Annotated in this window: 7 protein-coding genes; 2 read left to right on the top strand and 5 right to left on the bottom strand. The window is 67.6% G+C overall.

From position 1 onward, the window contains the following. The first annotated feature begins 3 nt into the window (after nt 1-3). Nucleotides 4-1,500 (top strand): HAMP domain-containing sensor histidine kinase, encoded by a 1,497-nt coding sequence (locus tag DWF00_RS06330; RefSeq protein WP_114830589.1) that lies wholly within the window; start codon nt 4-6, stop codon nt 1,498-1,500. A 15-nt stretch (nt 1,501-1,515) separates the two neighbouring features. After that, nucleotides 1,516-4,467: a bifunctional [glutamine synthetase] adenylyltransferase/[glutamine synthetase]-adenylyl-L-tyrosine phosphorylase gene (locus DWF00_RS06325; RefSeq protein ID WP_114830588.1), complete on the top strand. Its 2,952-nt coding sequence runs from the start codon at nt 1,516-1,518 to the stop codon at nt 4,465-4,467. Between the two features lie 3 nt (nt 4,468-4,470). Here DWF00_RS06325 and DWF00_RS06320 read toward each other — a convergent pair whose 3' ends face one another. From DWF00_RS06320 to DWF00_RS06305, 5 genes are all read right to left on the bottom strand, one after another. Continuing rightward, the gene (locus DWF00_RS06320) at nt 4,471-6,594 is read right to left on the bottom strand and encodes a PAS domain-containing sensor histidine kinase (RefSeq protein WP_245973765.1); all 2,124 of its coding nucleotides are present in this window, start codon (nt 6,592-6,594) and stop codon (nt 4,471-4,473) included. A gap of 434 nt (nt 6,595-7,028) precedes the next feature. Continuing rightward, complete coding sequence (gene pepN / locus DWF00_RS06315; protein ID WP_114830586.1) at nt 7,029-9,674, bottom strand: aminopeptidase N; 2,646 nt, start codon at nt 9,672-9,674, stop codon at nt 7,029-7,031. Between the two features lie 156 nt (nt 9,675-9,830). Beyond that, a complete protein-coding gene (locus DWF00_RS29345) occupies nt 9,831-9,992 on the bottom strand; it encodes a hypothetical protein (protein ID WP_181832755.1) in 162 nt (53 codons plus the stop codon). Between the two features lie 67 nt (nt 9,993-10,059). Continuing rightward, complete coding sequence (locus DWF00_RS06310) at nt 10,060-11,400, bottom strand: class I SAM-dependent methyltransferase (protein ID WP_114830585.1); 1,341 nt, start codon at nt 11,398-11,400, stop codon at nt 10,060-10,062. 234 nt (nt 11,401-11,634) lie between these two features. Next, nucleotides 11,635-13,068 (bottom strand): cation diffusion facilitator family transporter, encoded by a 1,434-nt coding sequence (locus DWF00_RS06305; protein ID WP_114830584.1) that lies wholly within the window; start codon nt 13,066-13,068, stop codon nt 11,635-11,637. Nucleotides 13,069-13,163 lie beyond the last annotated feature (95 nt).

The raw sequence follows: 13,163 nt of genomic DNA, 5'->3' as shown, positions 1-13,163 counted from the left end.
CCTTTGAAAACGCCGCCGGCGCCGCGCAAGAAGCAGCGCCTGCTCCCCAACCTGTTCCGCACGACGGCCTTCAAGCTGACGGCGGTCTACCTCGTCATCTTCACGCTCTTCGCCGGGTTCGTGCTCGGCTATGTCGCCTGGAACGCCAGGAACCTGCTCGACGACCAGATCCGCTCGACCATCGATGCTGAGATCCGGGGCCTGGCCGAGCAGCAGCGCGTCGGCGGCATCAGGCGCCTCGTCAGCATTATCGAGCGGCGCTCGCGCGGGCCCGGCGCCTCGCTCTATCTGGTGACGACGCCGCTCGGCGAGCGCTTGGTCGGCAATGTCGAGGCGCTCCAGCCCGGCGCGCTCGACCAGCCGGGCGAGAGCGAGATCGAATATGCCCGCAGCGGCGACTCGCTCGACCAGCCGAGCCGCGCCATCGTCCGCGTCTTCATGCTGCCGGCCGGGTTCCGGCTGCTGGTCGGCCGCGATGTCGAGGAGCGCGAGCGGCTCGGCGTGGTGATCCGGCGCGCGGCCGGTTGGTCGCTGCTGCTGGTCTTCGTGCTCGGCTGCTTCGCCAGCTGGTTCGTGGCCAGGCGCGTGCTCAAGCGCATCGACGACATGACCGAAACAGCGCATTCGATCATGGAGGGCGACCTCAAGGGCCGCCTCGCCATTGCCGGCACCGGCGACGAGCTCGACCGCCTCGCGCTCAACCTGAACGCGATGCTCGACCGCATCGGCGAGTTGATGGCCGGCATGCAGGAGGTCTCGGACAACATCGCCCATGACCTCAAGACGCCGCTGACGCGTCTGCGCAACCGCGCCGAGGAGGCGTTGCGCACGGCTGGTACGCCGGACGAGCTGCGCGCCGCGCTCGACGCCTCGATCGACGAGGCCGACAACCTGATCCGCGTCTTCAACGCGCTCCTGATGATCGCCAGGCTGGAGACCGGCCGGATCAACGAGAGCATGGCCGAGCTCGACCTCTCCGAGATCGTCTCCGGCATGGCCGAGCTCTACGAGCCGCTGGCCGAGGAGGCCGGGCTCTCGATCGAAAGCCAGGTCGAGCCCGAGCTGCGGCTATCGGGCAATCGCGAGCTGATCGGCCAGGCGCTCGCCAACCTGATCGACAACGCCCTGAAATACGGCCAGCCCACCGGCGAGGCGCGGCCGCTGGTGCGCATCGCGGCCGAGCGCGTCGATGGCCAGATCGCGCTCTCGGTTGCCGATCATGGCGCCGGCATTCCCGAAGCCGACCGCGGCCGGGTGCTCGAGCGTTTCGTCAGGCTCGACCAGAGCCGGACCAAGCCGGGCTTCGGCCTCGGCCTCTCATTGGCGGCCGGGGTGGTCAGGCTGCATGGCGGCCAGCTCAGGCTGGAGGATAACGAGCCGGGCCTGCGCGTCGTCATGCTTCTCCCTGCGGCACCGCCTAAGCCTGTGGAAACAATGGCGGACGAGCCGCCTCCGCCCTCGACAGCGCAGCCGAACCCTGCTGGCCTCCAGACAGCCTGAGCGGCTGGAGGAGCGATGAGCGGGCAGCTTTGCGAGCGACTGACATTGGCGCCCGTCCTGCCTGCCCGGGCCAGGGCCGAGGCGCTGCTCCAGCGCGATCTGATCGAGCGGCTCCACGACGAGGATGCGGCCAAGGCTCTGACCGCGCATTTCGCCGCCAACCCGAATTCGGCCGCGCTGGTCGCCGGCATTCTGGCGCATTCGCCCTTCCTGACCCAGGTCATGCGCTTCGACCCGGCGGGCCTGCTCGCCGCGCTGACCATGCGGCCGGAAGAGCGCCGCGATGCGCTGCTCGCCGAGGTGGCGGCGCAGGGCGGGGCGGGCTGCGAGACGCCCGACTTGATGCGCGCGCTCAGGCGCTTCCGCCAGGCGATGGCGCTGCTGATCGCGCTCGCCGATATCGGCGGTGTCTGGGATGTCGAGACCGTCACGGCGGCGCTGACCGCAACGGCCGACATGGCGGTGCGCCTCGCCGCCGATCACGCCCTGCGCCAGGCCGCCGACCTCGGCCGCATCACGCTCGCTGATCCCGAGAATCCCGGCCTTGGTTCGGGCCTCGTCGTGCTCGCGCTCGGCAAGCATGGCGCCGGCGAGCTGAACTATTCCTCCGACATCGACATCGTCGTCTTCTTCGACCCCGAGGCTGCGGAGGCGGCCGGCGTCGCCGAGCCGTCGAGCTTCTTCGTCAAGCTCACCCAGCAGGTCGCCCGCATCATCCAGGAGCGCACGCCGGACGGCTACGTCTTCCGCGTCGACCTGCGCCTGCGGCCCGATCCCGCCTCGACCCATGTCGCGGTCGCGCTGCCCTCGGCCTATTCCTACTACGAGACGGTCGGCCAGAACTGGGAGCGCGCCGCCATGATCAAGGCGCGGCCGGTGGCGGGCGATCTCGATCTCGGCCGCCGCTTCATCGCCGATCTCGCCCCCTTCATCTGGCGCAAGTATTTCGACTTCGCCGCGATCGCCGACATCCACGCGATGAAGCGCCAGATCCAGACGGTGAAGGGCCACGAGACGATCGCGGTCGCCGGCCATAACGTGAAGCTCGGCCGCGGCGGCATCCGCGAGATCGAGTTCTTCGTGCAGACGCAGCAACTCGTCTTCGGCGGCCGGCGCCCGGCTTTGCGTGGGCCGCGCACGCTGGACATGCTGGCCGAGCTGACCCGCGAGGGCTGGATCAACGACAAGGCGCGCGACGAGCTGGGAGAATCCTACCGCTTCCTGCGCACCATCGAGCATCGCCTGCAGATGCGCGCCGATGAGCAGACGCAGACCTTGCCGGCGCAGAAGGACGATCTCGAAGCCTTCTCCCGCTTCTGCGGCTATCCCTCGACGGCCGCGTTCGGCAAGGCGCTGACCTTCCATGCCAGGCGGGTCGAGGGCCATTACGCCCTGCTGTTCGAGGAGGGCCCGAGCCTGGCGAGCGAGGCCGGCACGCTCAGCTTCACCGGCACCGAGGTCGATCCCGATACGCTGGAGACCTTGAGGAAGCTCGGCTTCCGCGATCCCAAGGCGGCTGCCGAGACGGTGCGCGGCTGGCATTTCGGCCGTCGCGCCGCCGTCACCAGCTCGCGCGCCCGCGAGGTCCTGACTGAGCTGACCCCGGCCTTGCTCGTCGCGCTTGGCCGCACGGCCGATCCCGACGGCGCGCTCGCCCATCTCGACAACGCCTTCGTGCGCATGCCGGCGGCGGTCGAACTGCTGACGCTGCTGCGCTCGCATGGCTCGCTGCTGACGCTCTTCGCCGAGATCCTCGGCAGCGCGCCGCGCCTCGCCAAGGTCGCGGCGCTCTATCCGCATGTGCTCGACGGCGTCATCGACCCGGCCTTCACCTCATCCGCGCTCGATGCCGAGGCGGTGGCGCGCCGCGTCCGTTCTGCGGTCGGAACGCCGCCCAGCGTCGAGGACGGGCTCGACCGGCTGCGCGACGCCGCGCGGCAGGAGAATTTTCTGGTCGGCGCGCGGCTGCTCTCGGGCGTCTACCCGGCACAGCAAGCGGGGCAGGCCTATTGCGCCGTGGCGGAAGCCTGCCTGCGCGTCGCCTTTGAGGACACCAAGGCGGCCTTCGCCGCCGATCACGGCATCGTCGAGGGCGCGGAGATCGCGGTGCTCGGGCTCGGCCGCCTCGGCGCAGGCGAGCTGACCCCGTCCTCCGATCTCGACCTGATCCTGCTCTACGACCGCCCGGACGATGCCGAGGCGAGCAATGGCCGCAAGGCGCTCGATCCCGTAACCTGGCATGTCCGCTTCACCCAGCGGCTCGTGGCGGCGCTGACCGTGCCGACGCGGCGCGGCACGCTCTACCAGGTCGACATGCGCCTGCGCCCCTCCGGCAACAAGAGCCCGGTCGCGACCCAGTTCAAGGGCTTCGAGGCCTATCATTCCGGCGAGGCCGAGATCTGGGAGGAGATGGCGCTGACCCGCGCCCGCGTCGTCGCCGGCGATGCCGCTCTGGCTGGCAGGGCCGAGGCCGCGATCCGCGCCATCCTCGCGCGCAAGCGCAATCCGGCCAAGGTCGCCGCTGCCGTCTCCCAGATGCGCGCGCTGATCGCCAAGGAGAAGGGCGAAGACGATCCCTGGGACCTGAAGCTCGCCGCCGGCGGGCTGACGGATCTCGACTTCCTCGCCCAGTTCCTGATCCTGGCCTATGCCGGCGATTGCCCTGAGCTGCTGGTGCGCGATACCGCGTCCGTCTTCGCCGCGGCGCGCGGGGCCGGCCTGCTCTCCGCGGGAGATGCCTCGGCGCTTGGCGAGGCGCATCGCCTGATCGGCGACGTCCAGCTCTGGCAGCGTTTCACGGTCGAGGAGGATTTCGACTTGAACACCGTGCCGGAGCGGGTGCTGCGGCGCATCGCGACGGCGGTCGGGCGGCCCGATGCCAAGGTGCTGCGGGCCGAACTCGACGAGACCCGCGCCGCGGTTCGCGCCATCTTCAAGCGCGTGCTCGGCAGCGCCCGGCCGGGCTGACGCTCACGCCGCCTGGGCGATCCGCCCGGCGCCGCCATTGATCGGCAGGTGGACCATCACGATCGTGCCGGCGCCCGAGGTCGAGCGCAGGCGCAGCGAGCCGCCATGCAGCTCAGTCAGCGAGCGGGCGATGGCGAGGCCGAGGCCCGAGCCGCCATGGCTGCGGATGAGGTCGCCCTCGACCTGCTCGAACGGCCGACCGATGCGCTCGATCTTCTCCTTGGGGATGCCGATGCCGGTATCCTCGACATAGACGTTGAGCGCGTCCGGCACCTGCCGCGTGCGGATCGCGATGCGCCCGCCCGTCGGGGTGAACTTGACGGCGTTGTCGATGAGGTTGCCGAGGATCTGGTAGAGCGCGTGCGGGTCGGCGACGAGGCGCAGGTCCCGGGCGCCCTCGACGCTGAGCGAAAGCTGCTTGCGCTCGATCTCCTCCCGCATCTCACGCACCGCCTCGGCGACGACGAGGTCGAGCGAGACCTCCTCGGTCTCCAGCCGGCGCTTGCCGGATTCCAGCCTGGACATGTCGAGGATGTCGTCGATGACGCTGAGCAGGTTGCCGCCGCTGGCGCGGATATCGGCGATATAGTCGAGATAGCGCTCGCCGAGCTCGCCGAAGAGCTGGTTCTGCATCATCTCGGAGAAGCCGATGATGGCGTTGAGCGGCGTGCGCAGCTCGTGGCTCATATTGGCGAGGAATTCCGACTTGGCGCGGTTGGCGCTCTCGGCCGCGGCCTTCTGCTCGAGATAGCGCTCGGCGAGGTCGGCGAGTTGTTGGGCCTGTGCCTCGAGCTTCTGGCGCGAGGCCTTGAGGTCGGTGACGTGCAGCAGCAGCTCATGTTCGGACTGGGTCAGCCGCTCTTCCTGCTGCTTCAGCGTGGTGATGTCGGTGCCGACCGAGACCGAGCCGCCATCCTTGGTGCGGCGGCCGTTGATCTGGAGCCAGCGGCCATCGGAGAGGCGGGCCTCGTAGGACGAGGAGCCGGGCTCGCCGCGCGAGTTGCGGGTCGGCTCGCGGTCGATATTGGGCTGGGCGCTGAGCTGCATGATTTCGTCATGGCCGGCGCCCTGACGCACCGCATCGGTCGGCAACTGGTGCAGCTGCTGGTACTTGGCGTTGCAGAGCACGAGCTTGTTATCGGCGTCCCAGAGCACGAAGGCCTCCGAGATCGCCTCGACCGCGTCGCGCAGGCGGGCATCGGCGGTTGCGGTGCGCTCGGCCATGCGGCGCTGCTCGGAGATGTCGACGGCGATGCCGACGAGGTGCTGCGCATGGGTGCGCCGGTCGGTCACCAACTCGGCGCGGGCCTTGAGCCAGATCCAGTTGCCCTGCGCGTCGCGCACCCGGAACTCCTGGTCGAGATGGTCGGCCTCGCCGCGGCTGATCGCATCGGCCAGCGCGTAGAGGTCGGCATCGGCCGGGTGGATGAAGGCGTTGACCTCGCCGAAGGACATGAAGTCGCCGGCGCGGTCATAGCCGAGCATGGCGTACATCGAATCCGACCAGTAGATGCGCCCGCGCGCCAGGTCCCAATCCCACAGGCCGCAATGGCCGCGGTTCAGGGCGGTGTCGATGCGCTCGCGCACGCAGTCGCAATCGTCGTCGGCGGCGCGCGCCCGCATCGACTGCATCATGAAGGCGATGGTGGTGGCGATGAGCACGAGGCCGCCCGAGGCGAACAGCACCATCAGCGCCCGGCGGCGCTCCTGCCAGAGCGAGAGCGCGCGCGAGACGGGCTGCATCACGGCGACCTGGCCGAGCGGGGCTGCGAGGTTGCGCACGGTGGCGAAGACTTCGAGACCGCCCGGCAGGGTGATCTTCATGACGCCGGCGCGGTCGCCGAACACGGTGAGCGGCTGGGTCTGGCCGAGGAAGTCGACCAGCGTGCGCTGGGTCTGGCCGATCACCGGCTCGCTGGCGATGACCTGGCCGCTGGCGTCGCTGACATGGACGATGCGGCCATGCGCGGCGAGGTGGCGGGAGGAGAGAGCGGCAAGGATGGCGGCGGGATTGGCCTCGGTGCGCGCCGCATTGTCGAGTTCGCGGGCGACCAGGGCGGAAACGAGGTCGAGGTCGCCGGCCGCGTCGGAGAGCGCGTCGTCGCGCATGGCCGAGCTCTGCATCATGGCACCGGCCGTGAAGATGGCGAGAAATCCGATGACGAGCGCTGGGATGACCTTCCGGAATGTCGGCTCGAACCGCGCGTACCGCTGGTACAGCGGATGCGTCAGCGATCGTGCGACACCCAGAATCGTACCAGCGCGCAATGATGCGCCGGCTGCGTTGGCACGCGCCATGCCCGTCCCCCTTCGGAAATCAGTACCGTCAGTAAGATCGGGAGACGTGCCGCATCCCCTCGAATCACAAGCAGTTGAATCCGAGCGAATCGGTTTGTCTAGCCTTGAGTTGAATCAAGACCCCAGAATTCGCCCCCAGGTTGCATGAATTGCGACAATGAATCTTGTGCGGGTAATAATTCGTTAACGACCTGGGGAAGGGGCCCCGGCGCGTTTACGAATGGGGCTGAAAAGCGCTCGCGATGGCGATGGCGGCCGCCTGCTCAGGCCAGCGCCCGCTCGGCGATATCGGCCACGTCGCGCGAGAGGTTTGGCATGTTCGAGACCATGGCCAGCGCGCTCTGCGCCAGCGCCCGGCGGCCGGGCTCCAGCATCCGCCAGGCCCGGAACGAGCCGAGCAGGCGCGAGGCGACTTGCGGGTTGGTCCGGTCGAGCGCGATGACGATATCGGCGACGAAGCTATAGCCGGCTCCGTCGGCGCGGTTGAACTGGGTCAGGTTCGCCGCGAAGCCGCCGATCAGCGCCCGCACGCGGTTGGGGTTGCCGAGCGAGAAGGCCGGGTGGCGCATCAGCTCCTTGACCCGGTCGAGCGTGCCGGGCTCGGCGATCAGCGCCTGCGCCATCAGCCATTTGTCGAGCACCAGCGGCTCGCTGGCATAGCGCTCGGCGAAGCGCGCGATCAGCTCCTCGCGTGCCGCGCCGGGGATCAGCGTCATCGCGGCGAGTGCCGCCAGCCGGTCGGTCAGGTTGTCCGCGCCGGCGAATTGCAGCTGCGCCAGCCGCGCGCCGATGTCGGGATCGCCGATCGCGATCAGGCCGAGCGCCTCGTTGCGCAGGGCGCGCTGGCCGGCGGCCGAGGCATCAGGCGCATAGGGGCCGCTCTCGGCCAGGGCCTCGCGCAGCGTGGCGAGGCGCGCCGCCAGCGCGTTGCCGATCTCGGCGGAGAGGGAGCGGTGGGCCGCGTGAATCCGCTCGGGATCGACATCCCTGCCGATTTCGCGGGCGATGTCGGCCGGCGCCGGCAGACGCAGCACCTGCGCCGCGAAGGCCGGATCGGCCGCCGCCTGCTCGCGCAGGAAGAGGTCGAGCGCCGCCGCAAGCTCGCGCGCCTTGCCCATGAGCCAGACCCGGTTGGAGGCGCCGCTGCCGGTCTCGACCAGCGCCCGCGTGGCCACGCTCTGCAGCGCCTGCCAGCGGTTGAAGGAATCGCTGTCGGTCGAGAACAGCTTGAGCAGGTCGGCATCGCCGAGATCGAGCTCCAGCCGCGCCGGCGCGGAGAAGCCGCGCAGCAGCGAGGGGATCGGTGGCTCGGCGACGTCGCTGAAGGTGACCGAGAGCGAGGGCCGGTCGAGCACGATCACGCCATTGCCGGCATAGGCGTTCGAGCCGGTATGGAGCGGCAGGTCGCCGCCCTTGCCGACGAGGCCGAGCGCAACCGGCAGCACCACCGGCAGCTTCTCCGGCTGGCCCGGCGTCGGCGGCGTGCTTTGGGCGAGGTCGAGCGTATAGGTCTGCGCCGCCGCGTCGTAGCGGCCCGACGCCGTGATGGTCGGCGTGCCCGCCTGCTCGTACCAGCGGGCGAAATGGCTGAGGTCCTGGCCGGAGCTTTCGGCGAAGCAGGCCAGGAATTCCTCGATCGTCGCGGCTGTCCCGTCGCAGCGCTCGAAATAGAGGTCCATGCCGCGCTTGAAGGCGTCCGCGCCGATCAGCACCTTGAGCATGCGGATGACCTCCGCGCCCTTCTCATAGACCGTCGGCGTGTAGAAGTTGTTGATTTCCTTGTAGGCGCGCGGCCTGACCGGGTGGGCGAGGGGGCCGGCATCCTCGCTGAACTGCGTCGCCCGCAACGTGCGCACGTCGGCGATGCGCTTCACCGGGCGCGAGCGCTCGTCGGAGGAGAATTCCTGGTCGCGGAAGACGGTGAGGCCCTCCTTCAGGCAGAGCTGAAACCAGTCGCGGCAGGTGATGCGGTTGCCGGTCCAGTTGTGGAAGTATTCGTGGGCGATGATCGCCTCGATCGAGGCATAATCGCCATCGGTCGCCGTCTGCGGATCGGCGAGCACGTACTTGTCGTTGAAGATGTTGAGGCCCTTGTTCTCCATCGCACCCATGTTGAAGTCGGACACGGCGACGACGTTGAACACGTCGAGATCGTAGTTGCGGCCGAAGACGCGCTCGTCCCAGCGCATGCAGCGCACCAGCGAATCCAGCGCCCAGCCGGCGCGGCCCGCCTTGCCGGGCTCGACATAGACTGCGAGCTCGACCTTGTTGCCCTCGGCCGTGACGTAATCCTCGCGGACATGGTCGAGCGCCCCGCCGACCAGCGCGAAGAGATAGGCCGGCTTGGGATGCGGATCGTGCCAGACGGCGAAATGCCGGTCGCTGCCGATCACGTCGCCGGTCGCGACCCGGTTGCCGTTCGAGAGCAGCACGGGCGCCTCGGCCTTCCTGGCCTCCAGCCTGACCGTGTAGACCGACATCACGTCGGGCCGGTCGAGGAAATAGGTGATGCGCCGGAAGCCGTCCGCCTCGCATTGCGTGCAATAGGCGTTGGACGAGCGGTAGAGGCCCATCAGCTTGGTGTTGGCCGAGGGGTTCACCACCGTCTCGACGGTGAGGGTGAAGCCGCGCTGCGGCGGCGCGTGGATGATGAGCCCTTGCGGCGTCACGCTGTAGGCTCCCGCGCCTAAGGCCACGCCGTCGAGCTTCACGTTCGCCAGCGTCAGCTCATCGCCGTCGAGCACCAGCGGCGCTCCCGCTTGCCCGCCGGGGTTGGGGCGCAGGCCCAGCAGGCTGCGCACACGCGTCTCGCGCTCGTCGAGCGCGATGTCGAGATCGACCGTATCGATCAGCCAGTCGGAGGGGCGGTAATCCTCGAGGCGGATCAAGGGAGCATCTTCGGCGCGCATGGATGACCTTGCGGAGTTTACTAAAGAGCTTCGTCTGTAGCCCGATAGTCCTGCCGCTGGAAACCCTTGCGGGCGTCCCGGCTCCGGGAGAGCTGGCGCTATTGGCTCAGCGCCAGCCCGCTTGCTTATCGGAGGCCGTCGTCGCCTCGGGCTGCCTCATGGCACGGGCGCCGTCCGCTCCTTGCGGATGATCTCCAGCAGCGCGCGCCCAGCCGCGATCAGGAGGTAGAAGCCGATGCCGCATGCCAAAAGGCCCGCACCGATCAGGGCATATAGGCTTGCCGTCCAGCTCAGGGCATTGGCAATCCGGCGCGCCATGGAGACCTCACGCACGATTGCCGCGGCGCGCTCGGACAGGCTGAGCTCGGGGCGACCGGAACTGCGCTCACGACTTCATCGCGATCAGCTTCAGCGAGCCATATTCGATGGCTGCGTCGCAGACGCGAAAACCTTCCTGATGCAGAAAGCTCCGATACTCCCAGGGCATGAAGCTCTGCTCGTAGACGCCTCGCTTGATTTCTTCCAGGTAGCCATGTGGGATATCGGGGTAGAATATATGGCCCACCGGCTCACAGAATAGACCTAGAAAGCCATCCGCCTTAAGCTTTGGCTTGATCGAGCCGAGAAAGTCCTGCGGCTCCGGAAAATGGTGCAGCGTCGCGAACATCACAATCGCATCGAAGAAATTATCGTGGAACGGCAGCATGTTTCCGTCCGCGACAACGTTGTGAATCTTCTGGCCGCCGCTGTTTTGATGGATCGATGCAGTCATCAAGCCGAAAGGGTCTATGTCGAGGTTATAGGCCTCCACATTGTCCATATACCGCATCATCGGATGAAAATTGCCGCCAATCTCAAGGATCCTTGGCGGGCTGGTCCAGGTCCGCTTGGCGAGCCAGGCCTTGAGCCTCGCCACTGCGTTGAAGTGATCGCCCATGTAGTCGACGACTTCGGAAGAGACGGGCCAGCCCGTGCTCAACGTCCCTGCGGCGTTCGCGTTGACGTCGACGACGCAGGAGGCGCTCGCCTCGGTCGCCCATCGAACCCCCTCTATGACCGGCAGGAGCGAGAGCCGCAGGATTCCTTGAACGGCAGGGGCCTTCACCACGACCGGCATCGAAATCTGCCGCCCCGGTGGGAGGTCGATAAGCAGTTTCGTTCGCAGCTGATCCGTCTCTACGTCGGCCCAGCTATAGGAGAGATGGAACGGCAGGTCTCCCGTCGATGAAATCGACGTTTCTCCGACATTGCGAAGTTTCACGGTCGTAGAGAAAAGCTCGCCGGGCCGAACGGCGGCCGGCGGGCAGAGCAGCTCCAGGTTTGCTCGTGCATTCTTGTTGTCGATTGCGGCCGTTACGGTGCGCTCTTCGGCGTCAGTTTTGGGCCACGGCTCCGGTATCACCAATCCGTCGCTGCGCAGCCTGTTGAGAAATTGATCGGCCTCGGTCTGGATAATCTTATTGTCGAACGTGAATGTGCTTCTATAGCACTCGGTTAGCTCTTCTCGCTTGGTTTCGTCAAAGATGATGTTTTTGACCAAGGCGTCGATGGTTGCGGGGTTGGGGCTCCCGTCCCGGCGGTCGAACTTCACATTTGCCACCAATATCGGCGTGTCGTGGAGCACCGGGTAAGACACGCCGCAACTTGAGCATCTGACGCGATCTTCGCCGACGCTCCGCAAATCATGTTGGCAAATCGGACACGCCAAGCGCTCAACCCAGGACATCGGCCGCTCCCATTGGACAGGTCTTGCAAACTTAGTTTTAGTGCCGTTAGGTCATATAATCTTGTTGGCCGGCACCAGTTGCTAGCAAGAAGCAGAAAGAACGCTCTCCTTTCTGGTAAGCCATGTGAGGGCTCGAAGTGCAACCCCGCGTAGGGGGATACTAACACCATCGCGGGGAGGATAAAGCGCACTCCCGTATCTTCGTCTTCCGCTTCTCCATCGGCCTTTCGCGGATCACGACTCCGCCATCCGCGCCGGTTCGGCATGGCTCACCAGCCGGCAGACCTGCGGCCGCGCCGCCCTGACCGCCCGCTCGATCGCATCCACGGCGGCGTGCACCGCGGCGACGTCGAGCTTGGGGTCGACGCGGCAATGGTAGTTCACCACGAGCCCGTTGCCCGTCTGGCGCACGCGCACGTCGTGCACGTCGTGGATCGGCCCGCCCAGTTGCGCCGCTTCGCTGGCGATCGCCTTGCCGATGTCCTCGACCGTTTCCCAGGCGGCGTTGTGCCCGTGCGGGGCACCGGTCTCCATCGGCTCGATATGGGTCTCGACCTCGGTCTCGCCGCCGAATTCGGCCCGGATCGCCGCCTCCAGCCGCGTCGCGATCTCATGCGCCTCGCCGAGCGGCAATTTGGCATCGACCTCCATGTCGAGGCTGACCGAGAGCCGCTCGCCGATCATGTGGACGGTGACGTGATGCACCGGGATCTTGAGCTTGAGCGCGATCAGCAGCACGCGCTCCAGCGCCGTCTCGTCGTCGACCTGGATCGGGTTTGCGGCGATGGTGATCTCGGCACCGGGCTCGGCCTGCCGTATCGCCGTGACGAGCGCGTCCTTGATCGCGGCCACGCGCTCCAGCGGCAAGGTGCGGGAGACGCGGATGCCCATCTCGCCATGGGTCCGCCCACCGGTCGGCCGGACCTTGAGCCAATCCACGGCGACGACGCCGGGCACGCCCGAGGCGACCTCGCGCAGCCGCTCGCTCAAGCCGGCAGGCGCCGCGTCGAGCAGTGTGTCGAGCGTGCGGCGGCCGATCTTGTAGGCCGAATAGGCCATGTAGGCGGCAATCGCGAAGGCCGCGATCGTGTCGGCCCGCTCGAACCCGGCCCAGGCGCCGATCAGGCCGACGAGCACCAGGGCCGAACCGACGAAATCGGTCGAGAAATGCGTCGCCTCGGCTGCCAGCGCCTCGCTGCCGGTGCGCTTGGCGACCTTGTGAAGCGACCACCAGCGTGCAGCATCGACCGCCATCGAGAACAGGATCACGCCGATCACAATCGGCGTCACGGCGACATGGGCGAGTGCGCCGCTCCAGAGCCGGCTCACCGCCTCCCAGAGGATGGCGCCGGCGAGCGCGAACAGGATGGCGGTCTCGACCAGGGCGGCCAGCGCCTCGACCTTGCCATGGCCGTAGTGATGCTCCTCGTCGGCCGGCTTGTCGGCTGCCCGCACCGCAAACCAGGTGAACATCGTCGAGCCGATGTCGATCAGCCCCTGCAGGGCGTCGGTCAGCAGGGCCAGCGAGCCGGAGAGCGCGGCCGCGACCGCCTTGGCGCTCGTCAGCACGAGCGTCGCCAGCACCGAGAACGTGGCGGCGCGCTGCTTGATGCCGGAGATTTCGGCGGCGTCGGGACGTGTCGTCTCGGCGCCTTGCGTTTTCGTCATGGCTCGTCTCGCAGATCGCCTCTAGAGCATGAGGTCGAAAAGTGGGAACCCGTTTCCCGGCGACATCATGCTCTCACCTATAGGTGAGAGAAGCA

The sequence above is a fragment of the Allobosea caraganae genome (genome assembly GCF_003351345.1).
In the GTDB taxonomy this organism is placed as follows: Bacteria; Pseudomonadota; Alphaproteobacteria; order Rhizobiales; family Beijerinckiaceae; genus Allobosea; species Allobosea caraganae.
Note: the sequence above shows the minus strand (reverse complement) of the source record. Positions and strands in the feature narration are given on the sequence as shown.

Bases quoted from the DNA above. Each gene is read 5' to 3' on its own strand.
- pepN (WP_114830586.1), bottom strand. From the start codon at position 9,674: ATGCGCGCCGAAGATGCTCCCTTGATCCGCCTCGAGGATTACCGCCCC.
- DWF00_RS06310 (WP_114830585.1), bottom strand. From the start codon at position 11,400: ATGTCCTGGGTTGAGCGCTTGGCGTGTCCGATTTGCCAACATGATTTG.
- DWF00_RS06320 (WP_245973765.1), bottom strand. From the start codon at position 6,594: ATGATGCAGAGCTCGGCCATGCGCGACGACGCGCTCTCCGACGCGGCC.
- DWF00_RS06325 (WP_114830588.1), top strand. From the start codon at position 1,516: ATGAGCGGGCAGCTTTGCGAGCGACTGACATTGGCGCCCGTCCTGCCT.
- DWF00_RS06305 (WP_114830584.1), bottom strand. From the start codon at position 13,068: ATGACGAAAACGCAAGGCGCCGAGACGACACGTCCCGACGCCGCCGAA.
- DWF00_RS29345 (WP_181832755.1), bottom strand. From the start codon at position 9,992: ATGGCGCGCCGGATTGCCAATGCCCTGAGCTGGACGGCAAGCCTATAT.